Annotated in this window: 17 protein-coding genes; 9 read left to right on the top strand and 8 right to left on the bottom strand. The window is 55.7% G+C overall.

What is annotated here, in order from left to right; translation table 11 throughout:
* The first annotated feature begins 11 nt into the window (after positions 1 to 11).
* Together ACQG1Y_RS04145 and ACQG1Y_RS04140 are read left to right on the top strand one after the other, a co-directional pair.
* On the top strand, positions 12 to 1,409 hold the full coding sequence (locus ACQG1Y_RS04145) for a glycoside-pentoside-hexuronide (GPH):cation symporter (protein WP_017383771.1): 1,398 nt from the start codon (positions 12 to 14) through the stop codon (positions 1,407 to 1,409).
* A 10-nt stretch (positions 1,410 to 1,419) separates the two neighbouring features.
* The gene (locus ACQG1Y_RS04140; RefSeq protein ID WP_033486449.1) at positions 1,420 to 2,370 is read left to right on the top strand and encodes a glycoside hydrolase family 43 protein; all 951 of its coding nucleotides are present in this window, start codon (positions 1,420 to 1,422) and stop codon (positions 2,368 to 2,370) included.
* Positions 2,371 to 2,388: 18 nt separating this feature from the next.
* On the opposite strand, the gene ampE is transcribed toward ACQG1Y_RS04140, so the two are convergent.
* Positions 2,389 to 3,243: a beta-lactamase regulator AmpE gene (ampE, locus tag ACQG1Y_RS04135; protein WP_368740701.1), complete on the bottom strand. Its 855-nt coding sequence runs from the start codon at positions 3,241 to 3,243 to the stop codon at positions 2,389 to 2,391.
* Entirely contained in the window at positions 3,240 to 3,803 is a 564-nt protein-coding gene (ampD, locus tag ACQG1Y_RS04130; RefSeq protein WP_017694507.1) for a 1,6-anhydro-N-acetylmuramyl-L-alanine amidase AmpD, read from the bottom strand. Before ampD ends, ampE begins: the two co-directional genes overlap by 4 nt.
* Positions 3,804 to 3,890: 87 nt before the next feature.
* Between ampD and nadC the strand changes: the two genes are divergently transcribed.
* From nadC to hofC, 4 genes are all read left to right on the top strand, one after another.
* Complete coding sequence (gene nadC / locus ACQG1Y_RS04125; protein ID WP_015572681.1) at positions 3,891 to 4,784, top strand: carboxylating nicotinate-nucleotide diphosphorylase; 894 nt, start codon at positions 3,891 to 3,893, stop codon at positions 4,782 to 4,784.
* A gap of 174 nt (positions 4,785 to 4,958) precedes the next feature.
* A complete protein-coding gene (ppdD, locus tag ACQG1Y_RS04120) occupies positions 4,959 to 5,396 on the top strand; it encodes a prepilin peptidase-dependent pilin (protein ID WP_017383774.1) in 438 nt (145 codons plus the stop codon).
* Between the two features lie 12 nt (positions 5,397 to 5,408).
* Positions 5,409 to 6,788 carry a type II secretion system protein GspE gene (gene gspE, locus ACQG1Y_RS04115; protein WP_032671436.1) on the top strand — a complete coding sequence of 460 codons (1,380 nt, stop codon included), beginning with the start codon at positions 5,409 to 5,411 and terminating at the stop codon, positions 6,786 to 6,788.
* Entirely contained in the window at positions 6,778 to 7,962 is a 1,185-nt protein-coding gene (hofC, locus tag ACQG1Y_RS04110; protein WP_033486448.1) for a protein transport protein HofC, read from the top strand. The genes gspE and hofC overlap by 11 nt, the downstream gene beginning before the upstream one ends.
* A gap of 33 nt (positions 7,963 to 7,995) precedes the next feature.
* Here the strand turns inward: hofC and ACQG1Y_RS04105 are convergent, their stop codons facing one another.
* Positions 7,996 to 9,039 carry a GMP reductase gene (locus ACQG1Y_RS04105; protein WP_017383777.1) on the bottom strand — a complete coding sequence of 348 codons (1,044 nt, stop codon included), beginning with the start codon at positions 9,037 to 9,039 and terminating at the stop codon, positions 7,996 to 7,998.
* 228 nt (positions 9,040 to 9,267) lie between these two features.
* Here ACQG1Y_RS04105 and coaE point away from each other — a divergent pair, with 228 nt between their 5' ends.
* The 3 genes from coaE to yacG are packed head-to-tail and all read left to right on the top strand — an operon-like array spanning position 9,268 to position 10,835.
* Positions 9,268 to 9,888, top strand: a complete 621-nt coding sequence (gene coaE, locus ACQG1Y_RS04100) for a dephospho-CoA kinase (protein ID WP_032103181.1) — start codon at positions 9,268 to 9,270, stop codon at positions 9,886 to 9,888.
* Positions 9,888 to 10,631: a cell division protein ZapD gene (zapD, locus tag ACQG1Y_RS04095; RefSeq protein WP_015572676.1), complete on the top strand. Its 744-nt coding sequence runs from the start codon at positions 9,888 to 9,890 to the stop codon at positions 10,629 to 10,631. The genes coaE and zapD overlap by 1 nt, the downstream gene beginning before the upstream one ends.
* A gap of 9 nt (positions 10,632 to 10,640) precedes the next feature.
* Complete coding sequence (gene yacG, locus ACQG1Y_RS04090; RefSeq protein WP_003856332.1) at positions 10,641 to 10,835, top strand: DNA gyrase inhibitor YacG; 195 nt, start codon at positions 10,641 to 10,643, stop codon at positions 10,833 to 10,835.
* Between the two features lie 34 nt (positions 10,836 to 10,869).
* On the opposite strand, the gene mutT is transcribed toward yacG, so the two are convergent.
* The 5 genes from mutT to ftsZ all read right to left on the bottom strand — a co-directional run bounded on the left by mutT (position 10,870) and on the right by ftsZ (position 17,038).
* Entirely contained in the window at positions 10,870 to 11,262 is a 393-nt protein-coding gene (gene mutT / locus ACQG1Y_RS04085) for an 8-oxo-dGTP diphosphatase MutT (RefSeq protein WP_026080649.1), read from the bottom strand.
* Positions 11,263 to 11,319: 57 nt separating this feature from the next.
* The gene (gene secA, locus ACQG1Y_RS04080) at positions 11,320 to 14,025 is read right to left on the bottom strand and encodes a preprotein translocase subunit SecA (RefSeq protein ID WP_015572673.1); all 2,706 of its coding nucleotides are present in this window, start codon (positions 14,023 to 14,025) and stop codon (positions 11,320 to 11,322) included.
* A 58-nt stretch (positions 14,026 to 14,083) separates the two neighbouring features.
* Positions 14,084 to 14,587 (bottom strand): secA translation cis-regulator SecM, encoded by a 504-nt coding sequence (secM, locus tag ACQG1Y_RS04075; RefSeq protein WP_032103219.1) that lies wholly within the window; start codon positions 14,585 to 14,587, stop codon positions 14,084 to 14,086.
* Positions 14,588 to 14,867: 280 nt separating this feature from the next.
* Positions 14,868 to 15,785 carry a UDP-3-O-acyl-N-acetylglucosamine deacetylase gene (lpxC, locus tag ACQG1Y_RS04070; RefSeq protein ID WP_003856337.1) on the bottom strand — a complete coding sequence of 306 codons (918 nt, stop codon included), beginning with the start codon at positions 15,783 to 15,785 and terminating at the stop codon, positions 14,868 to 14,870.
* 101 nt (positions 15,786 to 15,886) lie between these two features.
* Positions 15,887 to 17,038, bottom strand: a complete 1,152-nt coding sequence (gene ftsZ / locus ACQG1Y_RS04065; RefSeq protein WP_003856338.1) for a cell division protein FtsZ — start codon at positions 17,036 to 17,038, stop codon at positions 15,887 to 15,889.
* Between the last annotated feature and the right edge of the window lie 55 nt (positions 17,039 to 17,093).

The raw sequence follows: 17,093 nt of genomic DNA, 5'->3' as shown, positions 1-17,093 counted from the left end.
GAGAGCTGTCGATGAATAACAACAAACTGTCAGTAAAAGAAAAGATCGGCTATGGCATGGGTGACGCCGGATGCAACATCATCTTTGGCGCCATCATGTTATTTGTTAACTACTTTTATACGGATATTTTTGGTCTGGCTCCTGCACTGGTTGGCGTTTTACTCCTGTCCGTACGCGTCATTGATGCCGTCACGGACCCAATTATGGGCGCGATTGCCGACCGTACCCGCAGCAAATATGGCCGGTTTCGTCCATGGCTGCTGTGGATTGCCTTCCCCTACGCGCTGTTCAGCATCCTGATGTTTACCACGCCTGACTGGAGCTATAACAGCAAAGTTATCTATGCGTTTGTCACCTATTTCCTGCTGTCGCTGACCTACACGGCTATCAACATTCCCTACTGCTCGCTGGGCGGCGTGATCACCAACGACCCGAAAGAGCGCGTTGCCTGCCAGTCCTACCGTTTTGTTATGGTTGGTATCGCCACGCTGCTGCTGTCGCTGACGCTCCTGCCGATGGCCGACTGGTTCGGTGGGGATAACAAAGCCAAAGGCTACCAGATGGCGATGACCGTGCTGGCGCTGATTGGTACCTGCATGTTCCTGTTCTGCTTCGCCACGGTGCGGGAGCGCGTGCGTCCGGCGGTGCAAACTCATGACGAACTGAAAAACGACCTGAAAGACGTGTGGAAGAATGACCAGTGGGTGCGGATCCTGCTGTTAACGCTGTGCAACGTCTGCCCCGGCTTTATCCGCATGGCGGCCACCATGTATTACGTCACCTGGGTCATGGGGCAAAGCACCCATTTCGCCACGCTGTTTATCAGCCTGGGCGTGGTCGGCATGATGTTCGGCAGTATGCTGGCGAAAGTGCTGACCGACCGCTGGTGTAAGCTGAAGGTCTTCTTCTGGACCAACATCGTGCTGGCGATTTTCTCCTGCGCCTTTTACTTCTTCGACCCGAAAGCGACGACAACTATTGTCGTGCTCTACGTCCTGCTGAACATCCTGCACCAGATCCCGTCACCGCTGCACTGGTCGCTGATGGCCGACGTGGACGACTACGGTGAATGGAAAACCGGGAAACGCATCACCGGGATCAGCTTCTCCGGCAACATCTTCTTCCTGAAGCTGGGTCTGGCGATTGCCGGGGCAATGGTCGGCTTCCTGCTCTCCTGGTACGGCTACGACGCGGGCGCAAAAGCGCAGAGCGCGGACGCCATCAACGGGATCGTGCTGCTGTTTACCGTCATTCCCGGCATTGGATACTTAATTACCGCGGGCGTAGTACGTCTGCTGAAAGTGGACCGTGAGACCATGAAGCAGATCCAGTCCGATCTGGAAAAGCGTCGCACCAACTATCGCGAGCTGAACGATTATCAGGAACTCAAAGCCGCTGAGACTAAATAAGGAAAGCCGAATGCAAACCTGGCCAAACCCGTTTATTGAACAACGCGCCGACCCGTATATCCTGCGTCACGATGGGCAATATTACTTTATCGCCTCCGTACCGGAGTACGATCGGCTGGCGATCCGCCGCGCGGACTCGCTGGAAGGTTTACGCGATGCCGAAGAGGTGATTGTCTGGCGCAAGCCCGACACCGGCCCGATGAGCCAGCTGATCTGGGCACCGGAACTGCATCATATCGACGGCAGGTGGTACATCTATTTTGCCGCCACGCATACCCAGGCGCTCGATCAGCTCGGGATGTTCCAGCATCGCATGTTTGCCATTGAATGCGCAGATCGCGATCCGCTCACCGGTACGTGGGTGGAAAAAGGGCAAATCAAAACCCCGTTTGACACCTTCGCGCTGGATGCCACCACCTTTGTTCATCAGGGTAAACGCTGGTATCTGTGGGCGCAAAAAGCCCCGGACATTTCCGGTAACTCCAATCTTTACCTGTGTGAAATGGAAAATCCGTGGACGCTGAAAGGCGAGCCGGTGATGCTCAGTAAACCGGAATATGACTGGGAGTGCCGTGGGTTCTGGGTCAACGAAGGCCCGGCGGTGCTGTTCCATGGCGATAAGCTGTTTATCAGCTATTCCGCCAGCGCCACCGACGAGAACTACTGCATGGGATTACTGTGGGCAGACCTGAATGCCGATCCGCAAAACCCGGCTAACTGGCATAAATCCCCGCGCCCGGTGTTCGTCACCAGCTACGAAAACCGTCAGTATGGGCCAGGCCATAACAGCTTTACGCAGACGCCGGAAGGCGAAGATGTGCTGGTCTACCACGCGCGAAACTACACTGAAATTGAAGGCGATCCGCTTTACGATCCCAATCGCCATACTCGCCTGAAACTCGTCCGCTGGAACGAAAACGGGATGCCTGACTTCGGCATCCCGCCCGCGGATACGCCGTAACGGCTTCGGCGCGCTGGGTCAGACCAGCGTGCCGTAAATCGTTAGCAGCGCCACAATCACCACCACCACAAAGGATGTTTTCTTCGCCATCGAGACGGCAGCTTTTGGCGTTGCGACTTTATCCGTGTGCGGCTCACGCGCCAGCGAGAACTGTGCCAGTCGGGTTAAAACCTGATACTGCGAGGTATGGCAGTCTGCAAGGGAGACAAACCACGCGGGCAGCGCCTTTTCACCGTGACCGATGAGGGCATAGACCACGCCTACCAGACGCACCGGAAGCCAGTCGAGCACGTGCAGGATGGCATCAATGCCGGACTGTAGACGTTCATGCGGCGTAAGATAGCGGGCAAGCCAGGTCTGCCAGGCGCGCAGGAACGCATAACCCATCAGCAGAACCGGCCCCCAGGGTCCGCCCACCACGAACCAGAACAGCGGCGCCAGGTAGTAACGGAAGTTAATCCACAGCAGCGCGTTTTGCAGCTCCCGCAGAAACTCGCGTTCATCGCAATCCGGCGGTACGCCGTGGATCATCGTCAACTCGCTCGCCATCGCGCCGCGCGCGTGGGCATCATCCCGGGAAGCGGCTTTCAGATACGCGTGATAGTGCAAACGCACCTTGCCCGCGCCAATACACAGCACGCCGAGCAGGATCCACACCACCAGCAGCGGCACGTTGAAAAAGAGGCCGTAAAGCGAGCGCAGCAACAGGAACGTAATCGCCATCACGCCTGCCGCCATCAGCAGCGTGCGCAGCATGGAAAAATGCCTGATGCGGCGGAATAACACCTCCAGCCGATGATCCAGATGCCAGTGCTCGCCGAGCTTAAACAGGCGTTCAGCGATCATAACCAGCAGCATGGTAAACAACGTCATGTTATCTCCTTATCTGACGACGTGGTAAGCATGGCGTGAAACCGGGACCAGTCAAACGCCGGGCCGGGGTCGGTTTTTCTTTCCGGGGCGATGTCGCTGTGCCCTGTAATATTGTCTGCAATGGCGGGATAGCGCCCGATTAACGTTTGCGTTACAGCAACCAGTTTCTCATATTGCGCATCGGTGTAAGGCGTGGTGTCCGTTCCTTCCAGTTCAATTCCAATAGAGAAATCATTGCACCGCTCGCGCCCCTGATACATCGACACGCCAGCATGCCAGGCTCGCTTATCAAAAGGAACATACTGAACCACTTCGCCATCACGACGGATCAGACAGTGCGCCGATACGCGCAGATGCGCAATCTCAGCAAAGAAGGGGTGGGCATCGGGATCTATCGTTCCAGTGAATAACGCATCGATCCACGGACCGCCAAACTCACCCGGCGGGAGACTAATATTGTGAACCACCAGCAGTGTGGGCTTTTCATCCTCCGGGCGGCAGTCGTGGTGCGGCGACGGTACATGCCGCGCGTCCACCAGCCATCCGTTTTCTAACAACATGCTGGAACTCCTTATCTATGGTGCTGTTACTCGGTTCAGAGTAGCATGTTTCAATATTATGATTCGTTACCAATTTGGAGTTTTATCATGCCGCCTCGCCGCTATAACCCCGACCACCGACGTGACGCGCTTCTGGAACGTATTAATAGTGATATCCCGGCAAGCGTTGCCCATGCCCTGAAAGAAGATCTCGGCGGCGACGTCAGCGCCGATAACGATATTACCGCCCAATTGTTGCCAAAAGAGACACGCTCGCATGCGGTGATCATCACCCGCGAAGCGGGGGTTTTCTGCGGCAAACGCTGGGTTGAGGAGGTCTTTACCCAGCTGGCAGGCGACGAGGTGCAGGTAACATGGCACGTTGAAGACGGTGATGCGGTCACGGCGAATCAGCCACTGTTCGAGCTGGACGGCCCGTCCCGCGTCTTGCTGACCGGTGAACGCACCGCGCTCAATTTTGTGCAAACGCTCTCTGGCGTTGCCAGTGAAGTACGCCGCTACGTTGACCTGCTGGCAGGCACCCGCACGCAGCTGCTGGATACCCGTAAAACCCTGCCGGGCCTGCGGACCGCGCTGAAATACGCGGTACTCTGCGGTGGCGGCGCCAACCATCGTCTGGGGCTATCCGATGCCTTCCTGATCAAAGAGAACCACATTATTGCCTCTGGCTCGGTGCGTCAGGCCGTGGAAAAAGCCTTCTGGCTACATCCGGATGTGCCGGTCGAAGTGGAAGTGGAAACGCTGGAGGAGCTGGACGAGGCCATTAAAGCGGGGGCTGACATCATCATGCTCGATAACTTCGACACGGAGCAGATGCGTGAAGCGGTCAAACGCACAAACGGCCAGGCGCAGCTTGAGGTGTCCGGCAACGTGACGTTCGACACCATCCGCGAATTTGCTGAAACCGGCGTCGATTACATCTCCGTTGGCGCCCTGACCAAGCACGTCCGCGCCCTCGACCTCTCGATGCGCTTCAAATAAATTAGCCTCCCCTCTCCGCCCGGAGAGGGGAAATACGAAACCGCTCGCAATTACGCTGTCCTTCTCTGCAACACTGAATCATTTCCCTGAAAGCCCCTTCACGTTCACGCTTTTGTCCCTCGTTTCTGCATGCTGGCACTGCCACAGTAGCGCCACTTAACGTAAGGAGCAGACATGAACAGACAACAAGGATTTACCCTGATTGAGCTAATGGTGGTCATTGGCATTATTGCCATCCTGAGCGCCATTGGCGTTCCGGCCTATCAGAACTACCTGCGAAAAGCGGCGCTCACCGATATGCTGCAAACGTTCATCCCCTACCGCACCGCCATTGAGCTTTGCGCCCTGGATCGTGGTGGTGTGGATCGCTGCGACGCAGGCACCAATGGCATCCCCTCCCCGACAACCACACGTTACGTTTCAGCGATGAGCGTGGCGAAGGGGGTCGTATCGTTAACAGGGCAGGAAAGCCTTAACGGACTTGAAGTGCTCATGACACCGATCTGGAGCGACGGTAACGGAATGACGGGCTGGACGCGTGACTGCAAAATTGCGTCCGACACGGCGCTCAGACAAGCCTGTGAAGATGTTTTCCGCTTCGATAACAACTGACAGGAGTGGACAATGAATACTGAACAGCTTATGACGCTCTGTCAGCGCCATCACGCACTGCTACTCGCAAGCGACACCGACATGATCAGCATTGCGGTAGTGGGTAATCCTGCCTCTGAGCTGATGGAAGCGTTACGCTTCGCCACGCAGAAGCGTATTGATATTGAGTGCTGGACGGCCGAACGGATGGAAAAACGGCTTCAGTCCCTCTCATCATCACACCTGCCGGGCATAGCGCCAAACTCAGCCGCTGACGTGCTCAGTACAACCTTGCAGCAGGCAGTAAACCAGCGGGCTTCTGACATCCATATTGAACCGACGGAGCACGGCTACCAAATCCGTTTGCGAATCGACGGTGTTCTCTACCCGCAACTGCCGATCTCTGCCACCCTCGGGACGACGCTTGCCGCACGCCTGAAGGTGCTGGGTCAACTGGATATTGCGGAGCGCCGGCTGCCGCAGGACGGCCAGTTTACGGTGGAGCTGGCAAGCGTCCCCGTCTCTTTTCGTATCGCAACCCTTCCCTGTAGCGGTGGAGAAAAAATCGTGCTTCGTCTGCTTCACCAGGTACAGCAGGCACTGGAGCTTGAACAGCTGGGGATGAGCGCAGACCAGCAGGCCCGTTTTGCCGGGGCGCTTAACAGCCCTCAGGGGTTGATTCTGGTCACCGGCCCGACCGGTAGCGGGAAAACAGTGACGCTGTACAGCGCGTTACAGGTGCGAAATACCCCTGACGTCAATATTTGCAGCGTGGAAGATCCCGTTGAAATCCCGCTTGCAGGCTTAAACCAGACGCAGATTAATCCGCGCGCGGGGCTGACCTTCCAGAGCGTGCTGCGTGCCCTGCTCAGGCAGGATCCTGACATCATTATGGTGGGTGAAATTCGTGACGGCGAAACGGCAGAAATTGCCATTAAGGCGGCGCAAACCGGGCATCTGGTGCTGTCCACCCTCCATACTAATTCGACGACTGAAACGCTGGTACGGCTGCAACAGATGGGCGTCGCGCGCTGGATGATCTCTTCGGCGCTCTCGATGGTGATTGCCCAGCGACTGGTGCGCCGTTTATGTCCGTACTGCCGACAGGAAGCCAGCCGCCACACCGAATTACCCCGCACGCTGTGGCCCCGGCCGCTTCCTCGCTGGCAACCCACCGGCTGCGATCGCTGCTACCACGGTTTTTATGGTCGCGTAGCCATTTTTGAAGTGCTCGTCATCGACGACACGCTGCGGCAGGCCATCGCCAGCGGAGCAAGCACGGAGGTGATTGGGTCCAGCGCTCGTCAGGCGGGAATGACCTCTTTGTTTGAGCATGGCTGCATGGCCGTAGAACAAGGGCTGACCACGCTCGAAGAGCTGTTGCGCGTCCTGGGAATGCCCGATGGCTGCTAATTCGCTCTGGCGCTGGCGTGCCCTGAACACCGAGGGGGAGGTGCAAACCGGCACCCTCTGGGCCATCGACCGTGGCGCAGCTTACACGGCTCTGGTGCTTAAACAACTGCACCCGCTGGCGCTAAAACGCTGTCAGCAGCGCCACCGATGGCAGGTGCAGCACTGCTACGATATTTTTCGCCAGCTCGCCACGCTGCTACAGGCTGGACTCACGCTATCCCAAAGCCTGCACATGCTTGCGGAACAGCATCCTTTGCAGCACTGGCAGGCGCTGCTGCACAGTCTTGCTGATGACCTGAGCGAAGGTTGCGCCCTGTCAGAGGCCATGAAGAAATGGCCAGAGGTGTTTAGCCCTCTTTATGTCTCAATGGTGAAGACGGGTGAGCTGACGGGTAAGCTCGAAGCCTGCTGCCGTCAGCTTGCGCAGCAACAAAAATCCCAGCAGCAGCTCAGTGCGAAGGTAAAGAAAGCGCTGCGCTATCCGCTGATCATCCTGACGCTGGCCGTTTTCGTGGTGCTGGCGATGGTCACGCTGGTTTTGCCTGAGTTTGCTGCAATCTACAAAACGTTCAACACCCCGCTCCCTTTGCTCACGCAGGCAGTCATGGGGCTGGCGGCCTTGGTTCAGGCGCATATCCTCACCCTTTTGACCCTGCTCGTGGCAATGGTTGTCATCGCCTGTAAGCTGCGGCGGCATCCACGCTGGCAGTATGTCTTGTTACACGTACCGGTGATGGGCACGCTGACGCGCGGGCAAAAACTGGGGCAGATTTTTACCGTGCTGTCATTAACCCAGCAGGCCGGAATTGCCTTTTTACAAGGACTGGAGAGTGTGGAGGAGACCGTTGAGAGGGGCTACTGGCAGGAGAAACTCCGTGAGATACGCAGCGATATCGAACAGGGGATGCCCGTGTGGTCCTCCTTCCAGAAGGCCTCTGTTTTTACGCCACTGTGTATTCAGCTCATTCGCACCGGAGAAGTGTCGGGTTCACTGGATGTGATGCTGATGAATCTGGCCCGCCACCATACGGAACAGACATTTCAGCAGGCAGACAATCTGGCAGCGCTTCTTGAGCCTTTGCTACTGGTCGTGACGGGTCTGATTATCGGCACGCTGGTGGTGGCAATGTATTTGCCGATTTTCCATCTGGGGGATGCAATGAGCGCGGGGTAACGCTGGCGCACGGACGCGCGCCAGCCGTAGCCGTCAGAGGCTATTAAATACGCGGTTTTCCTGCTCCTGAACGCGGATAAACGTCGTGCGTTTCGTCAGCTCTTTCAGGCGGGAAGCACCAACGTAGGTGCAGGCAGAACGCAGACCGCCGAGGATATCGCGCGCCGTGTTTTCGACCGGACCACGCAGTGGCAGCTTAACGGTTTTGCCTTCCGCCGCACGGTATTTCGCGACACCGCCCACGTGACGGGTCATCGCGGATTCAGAGCTCATTCCGTAGAACAGCATGAATTTCTCGCCGTTCTCTTCCACCACGGTACCGCCGCTCTCTTCGTGGCCTGCCAGCATGCCGCCGAGCATCACGAAATCCGCGCCGCCGCCGAAGGCTTTCGCGACATCGCCTGGCATGGTGCAGCCACCATCGCTGATGATCTGGCCGCCCAGACCGTGCGCAGCGTCAGCGCATTCAATTACCGCAGACAGCTGCGGATAACCCACACCGGTTTTCACGCGCGTGGTGCAAACGGACCCCGGGCCAATGCCAACTTTTACAATGTCGGCCCCGGAGAGGATCAGCTCTTCACACATTTCACCGGTCACCACGTTGCCCGCGATGATGGTTTTGGTTGGCCAGGCCTCACGTGCCTTGCTGACGAACTGAACGAAATGCTCGGAATAACCATTTGCCACGTCAATGCAGACAAAATTCAGCGCCGGATTGGCGTTCAGGATCTGTTTGGTTTTCTCGAAATCTGCATCAGAGGTACCGGTCGAGACCATCACATGCTTCACCACGTCAGCCGAGGCGGAGGCGACAAACGCATCCCACTCTTCAGCGCTGTAGTGTTTGTGTACCGCAGTAAGGATGTCGAATTGCGCCAGTGCGGTCGCCATCTCGAAGGTCCCGACGGTATCCATGTTGGCCGCGATAATCGGCACGCCAGACCACGTCTGACCGGAATGCTTAAAGGTGAATTGACGTTCGAGTTCAACGTCTGAGCGACTTTTCAGTGTAGAGCGTTTAGGGCGGATAAGAACGTCTTTGAAACCTAACTTCAGATCTTCTTCGATACGCATGTGCGGATTCCTGGGGTTAGAGGCAAATATATTAAAAGCACAACTCCAGTGACGCTATCATACGCACTAATACCTGCTCCGCAAGACTGCGAAATTCTCTTTTTTTACGCTACAATCCTATAAATTTACCTGGTAAAAAGCGGGTAAAGAGAGCTAAACATTGGCTGTTGTAAGTTTGAATTTTAAGCAACTGATTTTAAAACTGAATAATTCCCAGGATCTGATTTAATGGGGTATATCGTCGCATTAACCGGCGGCATCGGTAGTGGTAAAAGCACCGTTGCGCACGCGTTTGCTCGTCTCGGCATCACGATTATCGACGCCGATATCATTGCCCGTCAGGTGGTAGAACCCAATACACCCGCCTTAAACGCCATCGAAGCGCATTTTGGTCGCCCCGTGATACAGGCTGACGGCACCCTGAATCGTCGGCAGCTGCGTGAGTGCATATTTTCCGATCCAGCGGAAAAAGCCTGGCTTAATGCCCTGCTCCACCCCATTATCCACCAGGAAACTCAGCGTCAGATTGCCGCAGCCAGTTCGCCCTATGTGTTATGGGTGGTCCCGTTACTGGTGGAAAATCAGCTTCAAAATAAAGCAGACAGAACGCTGGTGATTGACGTTTCCCGCGAAACGCAAATCCAGAGAACCATGGCGCGTGACCATGTTTCACGCGAGCATGCTGAACAAATTCTTGCCGCACAGGCCACGCGCGAAGCGCGCCTCGCCATTGCGGATGATGTTATTGATAATAACGGCGCACCAGATGCCATTGCATCGGATGTTGCTCGTCTGCACGCGCAGTATCTGACCTTCGCCGCGCAGGCCGTTGCACAGGAAAAACCATAATGTCGACTCATATCCTTTTTGAGCATCCGCTTAACGAAAAAATGCGTACCTGGCTACGCATAGAATTTCTTATTCAACAGCTTTCACAACATCTGCCTGTCAACGATCACGCCACCGCGCTGCATTTTTTCCGCAACGTGGGCGATCTGCTGGATGTGATTGAACGCGGCGACGTCCGCACTGAGCTGTTGAAAGAGCTGGAGCGCCAGCAGCGTAAATTACAGGCCTGGGCCGAAGTACCGGGCGTGGATCAAAGTCGAATTGACGCTTTACGCCAGCAGCTAAAAAACAGCAGCACGACCTTGATGGCCGCGCCGCGCGTTGGCCAGTTTTTACGAGAGGATCGTCTGATTGCGCTGGTGCGCCAGCGCCTGAGCATACCGGGCGGATGCTGTAGCTTTGACCTGCCAACGCTGCATATGTGGCTGCACATGCCGCAGGAACAGCGCGATCGCCAGGTGAACAGCTGGCTGGGCAGCCTGGAGCCGATGAATCAGACGTTATCCCTGATCCTCGATCTTGTGCGTAACTCTGCCCCGTTCCGCAAACAAACCAGTCTCAACGGTTTCTATCAGGATAACGGCGACGACGCCGATCTTCTGCGCCTGAACCTGTCTCTTGGCGAGCAGCTTTACCCGCAAATTTCCGGGCATAAAAGCCGTTTCGCGATCCGCTTTATGCCGCTGGACAGTGAACATGGCACCGTGCCGGAACGCCTCGATTTTGAACTGGCCTGTTGTTAAGGAGTGCCAATGTCTGACGTAACCACCGTAAACTGCCCAACCTGTGGGAAAACTGTCGTCTGGGGAGAAGTGAGTCCATTTCGCCCATTCTGCTGCAAGCGCTGTCAGCTTATAGACCTGGGCGAATGGGCGGCGGAAGAGAAACGCATTCCGAGCGAAGGCGATCTCTCGGATAGCGATGACTGGAGCGAAAACCAGCAGTAACGTTCAAAGCCTGCTGGCGCTTCGCTTAGCAGGCCTACGGTTGTGCGGCCAGCCGGAGGATCACAGGCTCATTGGCAGGCGGAAATTTTTCCGCATCGCTGGCCTGAAGCTCAATCCAGTTACCCGGCTGCCCCTCTTTTCCCCACGGCTCACCTTCCCAGTTTTCAACCAGCCAGAACCACAGCGTGATGTGACGATCCGGAAACTGGTACTCCAGCTTATCGAACAGCGTTGCGCCAAGCGGGGTGATCCCCACCTCTTCCTGAAGCTCACGCACCAGCGCCTGCTCCGGCGTTTCACCTGATTCGATTTTTCCGCCGGGGAATTCCCATTTGTTGGCCATGTGCGCATCGGCGGCACGTTGGGTAATGAAGATCTGATTTTGCGGGTTGCGAATGATCCCGACAGCAATTTGCAGTGTTTTCATCATGTCACTTCCATAAAAAAGGCGCAGATATCTGCGCCTTTTCAGTTTGTTATGTTCTTAACTCAGACGGCCGTGGCACGCCTTGTATTTTTTGCCGGAACCGCATGGGCACGGATCGTTACGACCGACTTTACGATCGCCCGTCTGCGCTGCGATTGCCGCTGCGGCTTCGCTCTCATCGGTCTGATGGCTCAACTGCTGCATCTGTGCCAGACGCTCAGCTTCTTCACGACGCTGCTGCTCCATCGCTTCCACTTCTTCCGGCATACGCACCTGAACTTTGCTCAGGGTGCTGATGACTTCATACTTCAGCGACTCCAGCATGGCAGCAAACATGGAGAAGGATTCACGCTTGTACTCCTGCTTCGGATCTTTCTGCGCATAACCACGCAGATGGATACCCTGACGCAGGTAGTCCATTGCCGCCAGGTGCTCTTTCCACAGGGAGTCCAGGGTCTGCAACATTACGCCTTTCTCGAAGTGACGCATCATCTCTGCGCCAACCACTTCTTCCTTACGCTTGTAGACGTCCAGCGCGGTTTCGTAGATACGCTCGCGAAGGGTCTCTTCGTGCAGCTCAGGCTCTTTGTCCAGCCACTCTTTGATTGGCAGTTCGAGATCGAAGTCGTTTTTCAGACGTTCCTGCAAACCTTCGATATCCCACATCTCTTCCAGAGACTGCGGCGGAATGTGCGCGTCGATAGTGGCTTTGAACACATCTTCGCGAATGCTGTTGATGGTTTCGCTCACGTCGGACACGTCCAGCAGTTCGTTACGCTGGGTGTAGATCGCACGACGCTGGTCGTTGGCAACGTCATCATATTCCAGCAGCTGCTTACGAATATCGAAGTTGCGGCTTTCTACTTTACGCTGGGCGTTGGCAATCGCTTTGGTAACCCACGGGTGCTCGATCGCTTCGCCAGGTTTCATTCCCAGTTTACGCATCATGCCGGACACACGGTCAGAGGCGAAAATACGCATCAGCGCATCTTCCATAGACAGATAGAAGCGGGAAGAACCGGCATCACCCTGACGACCTGCACGACCGCGCAGCTGGTTATCGATACGACGAGATTCATGACGCTCGGTACCAATGATGTGCAGACCACCGGATGCCAGCACCGCGTCGTGACGCACCTGCCAGTCGGCTTTGATCTGCGCGATTTGCTCTGGGGTTGGGTTTTCCAGCTCCGCCACTTCGGCCTGCCAGCTACCGCCGAGCATAATATCGGTACCACGACCCGCCATGTTGGTGGCGATGGTTACGGCAGCCGGGTAACCGGCCTGCGCAACGATATCTGCTTCTTTAGCGTGGAACTTGGCGTTCAGAACGTTGTGTTTGATGCCCGCTTTAGTCAGCTCGTTAGATACCACTTCGGATTTCTCGATGGAGATGGTCCCCACCAGTACCGGCTGGCCCTTCGCGGTACGTTCGCGAATATCTTCGATGATCGCCTGAATTTTTTCCGCTTCAGTCATGTATACCAGGTCCGGCATATCCTTACGGATCATCGGACGGTTGGTAGGTACTACCACGGTATCCAGCTTATAGATGGAGCTGAACTCAAACGCTTCGGTATCTGCGGTACCGGTCATCCCCGCCAGCTTCTCGTACAGACGGAAGTAGTTCTGGAAGGTGATGGAGGCCAGCGTCTGGTTTTCGTTTTGAATATCCACGCCTTCTTTCGCTTCCACGGCCTGGTGCAGGCCATCGGACCAGCGACGTCCCTGCATGGTACGGCCGGTGTGTTCATCGACGATGATGACTTCGCCGTCTTTAACGATGTAGTCAACGTCGCGGGTGAACAGGGCGTGCGCGCGCAGTGCGGCCGTTACGTGGTGCATCAGCATGATGTTGCTCGGGGAGTACAGAGACTCGCCCTCTTCCATAATGCCTTCAGCCACCAGCAGCTCTTCGATTTTCACCAGGCCGCGTTCGGTCAGGTTGACCTGACGCGCTTTTTCATCCACGGAGAAGTGACCTTCACCCTGGAAGGTATCGGAGTCTTCTTTCTCCTGACGCAGCAGGTGAGGAATGATTTTGTCGACTTTACGGTACATCTCGGAGCTGTCTTCGGCCGGGCCGGAGATGATCAGCGGGGTACGCGCTTCATCGATCAGAATGGAGTCAACCTCATCCACCAGCGCATAGTGCAGTTTACGCTGGACGCGCTCTTCCGGGCTGAACGCCATGTTGTCACGCAGGTAGTCGAAGCCGTATTCGTTGTTGGTGCCGTAGGTGATGTCCGCGTTGTAGGCTTCACGCTTGGCAGGTGCCGGCAGGCCGGACATGTTAATGCCTACTGTCATGCCGAGGAATTCGAACAGCGGACGGTTGTTTTCGGCGTCGCGCTGCGCCAGATAGTCGTTGACGGTAACAACGTGAACGCCCTTACCCGTCAGCGCATTCAGGTAAGCCGGCAGCGTTGCCGTCAGGGTTTTACCTTCACCGGTACGCATTTCCGCGATGCAGCGCTCGTTGAGCACCATCCCGCCCAGCAGCTGCACGTCGAAGTGACGCATGCCGAACACGCGTTTACTGGCCTCACGTACAACGGCGAAGGCTTCCGGGATCAGGCTTTCTAAGGTTTCACCTTTCTCCAGACGCGCACGGAACTCCGCGGTTTTCGCTTTCAGCTCATCATCAGTGAGCTTCTCCATCGCCGGTTCCATACCGTTGATGACGTTCACAGCTTTGCGCATGCGGCGAAGGGTACGATCGTTACGACTACCAAAAACTTTGGTTAACAATTTGATTAGCATAATAAATTCTCAAACGCCCCAGTCGGGCAGATAAATTAAGGTATTGAAAAAGGTTAATTTAGCTGAGGCGTTGAGGCCCGGCACGGATGCCGTGAACCTGGCTAATCCATGTCGAAACAGAGAAGGATGCAGGGGAAACAAAATCCGTTTGCGCCGTCTGATTTACGGTCACTGGCGGCTGGTTGTCCTGCGTCAGAAGCGCATTAAGCGTATCGAGCAGGGCAAGATGCTGAGCCTGAACCGGCAGCGTTTCTTCCGCAACAGGCATCGTCTGCGGCGCCATCGCGAACGACAGATGGCGGATAACCGTGCGAATCGCGTGCTGCTGCCAGTAATCAACGGAGAAATTGGGACGGCGGCTGGCTTCAAGCCATGCGAGATTAGTGAAGTTAACCCGTGTGGTGAGATCGTGTTTGGTCGTCGTGGAACGTGCTGGCGTGGCCGCGTCTGCGCTGTTGCTGAGCACAGGCAAGCCGAAACTCGCCGCGACCATCCCCAATAAGAGATGCGGCCAGAAGTAACGTCTGCCAAATTGTCGCCAGCGCGTCAGTATTCCGCTCACTTGCTCCACCACGTTCGCCCGCCAGTGCAGGCTGAGTTCAGTTATTCTTTTTTAGCGCCCAGATATTACCACTAAAGCCAATACACGGCAGCAGGAATGACACCTTGCAGCAGGTAAAAACGGTCAATAATGCAGCGAACACACCGTTATTCGGCACCCGACACAGGCCAGGGGTGAGGGGGACAAATTAAAGAAGGGCAGAAATAAAAACGACTGGCTTCCCTGGTCGGAGAGAGTACCAGGTGAACCAGTCGCTTTTCTTACGAAACGGCTTCAACCGTTACGCCAGGACCATAGTCGGGGCTTTGAACGCCAGCGGCAGTTCAGCTTCGTCTTCGAAGGTCACATATTCCCAGGCTTCCTGTTTTGCCAGGACGGCCTGCAACAGTTTGTTGTTCAGTGCATGACCGGATTTAAACGCGGTAAATGCACCAATGATGTTGTGACCACACATGAAGAGGTCGCCGATCGCGTCCAGCATTTTGTGACGAACAAATTCATCTTCAAAACGCAGGCCGTCTTCGTTCAGTACGCGATAATCGTCAACAACGATGGCACAATCGAAGCTGCCGCCCAGGCACAGGCCGCGGGATTGCAGATATTCGATATCACGCATAAAGCCGAAGGTACGTGCTCGGCTGATCTGACGCATGAACGCATCCGCAGAGAAGTTCATCGCATAGCGCTGGGTGCTGGAGTCAATCGCCGGATGGTTAAAATCGATGGTGAAGTCCAACGAGAAACCATTGTACGGTTTGAATTCAGCCCATTTGTCGCCATCTTCGACGCGAACGGTCTCTTTAATGCGAACAAATTTCTTCGCGCAGTTCAGTTCTTCGATGCCGGCATCCAGCAACAAATAAACGAACGGAGCAGCACTCCCGTCCATGATCGGGATTTCTGGCGCATCGACTTCAACCATAATGTTGTCGATACCCAGACCCGCCAGGGCGGCGTTCAGGTGCTCTACGGTAGAAATCCGCACGTCATGCTCGTTCACCAGACAAGTACAGAGCATAGTATCACGCACAGATTTGGCATCGGCCGGAAAATCTACCGGTGGATTCAAGTCGGTGCGACGATAGATGACCCCGGTATTGGCCGGCGCAGGGCGTAACGTCAGTGTGACTTTCTTGCCGGTATGTAAACCGACACCCGTCGCCTGAACGATACGTTTAAGTGTCCTTTGTTTGATCATCGTATAATCTCGCCAAATTAACTATCCAACCGAGAGTGTATATCACTAACGGTGGGCCAGTTTAGCACAAAGAGCGCAAATCCCCAAATTCCAGCCAATTCTTAGTCAGCTTGCTTACGCAGGAACGCCGGGATATCCAGATAATCTGGCTCTTTTGCCGTTTGTGGAGTTGGGTCGTTCACCACTTTCGCAGCGGGTTTTTGCTCCTGAGTCAGAGGCGCCATACCGTGCTGCTGGTAACGATCCATAACCGGCTGCTGAGTCTGTTTGTTGGTCACCAGGGTGATCTCAGGACGCTTGTCCATACCGATACCGGTGGCCACAACGGTCACACGCAGTTCGTCGTTCATTTCCGGATCAAGGGACGTACCGATAACAACGGTCGCGTTGTCAGAGGCGAACGCACGGATGGTGTTACCCACGGTTTCGAACTCATCCAGACGCAGGTCAAAGCCAGCGGTAATGTTGACCAGCACGCCGCGCGCACCAGACAGATCGATATCTTCCAGCAGTGGAGAAGAGATCGCCATTTCAGCGGCTTCTTCCGCACGGTCTTCGCCGCTCGCCACGCCAGAGCCCATCATCGCGTAGCCCATCTCGGACATCACGGTGCGAACGTCTGCAAAGTCAACGTTCATCAGACCAGGACGGGTAATCAGTTCAGCAATACCCTGAACCGCGCCTTTCAGCACGTCGTTTGCCGCGCCAAAGGCGTCCAGCAGAGAGATACCGCGACCCAGCACTTTCAGCAGCTTGTCGTTCGGGATGGTAATCAGAGAGTCCACGTGCTTGGACAGCTCGGTGATACCCTGCTCCGCGAAAGCCATACGCTTCTTACCTTCAAAGTTGAAAGGCTTGGTCACGACAGCAACGGTCAGAATACCTAAATCTTTAGCGACTTCCGCCACAACGGGTGCTGCACCGGTACCTGTACCGCCGCCCATACCCGCTGCGATGAAGACCATGTCTGCACCGTCCAGTGCAGCGCGCAGCGCTTCACGATCTTCTTCAGCCGCGTTGCGGCCCACTTCCGGGTTAGCCCCTGCTCCCAGACCTTTGGTGATGCCACCACCGATCTGAATCGTCTGGCCAACAGCCGTTTTACGCAGCGCCTGCGCATCGGTGTTCACCGCGAAGAATTCAACACCTTCGATGCGCTCGCGCACCATGTGCTCTACGGCGTTACCGCCGCCGCCACCGACGCCGATGACTTTAATCACCGCGTCGTTGGTTAATTCCATAGGTTCAAACATAATCTCTCTCTCCGTTGTGCCTGTCGCCCGAGACCGCTAATTCTCTCCGGTCTCT

The sequence above is a fragment of the Enterobacter cloacae complex sp. 397G4 genome, assembly GCF_050031515.1.
Classification (GTDB): Bacteria; Pseudomonadota; Gammaproteobacteria; order Enterobacterales; family Enterobacteriaceae; genus Enterobacter; species Enterobacter hormaechei_C.
Note: the sequence above shows the minus strand (reverse complement) of the source record. Positions and strands in the feature narration are given on the sequence as shown.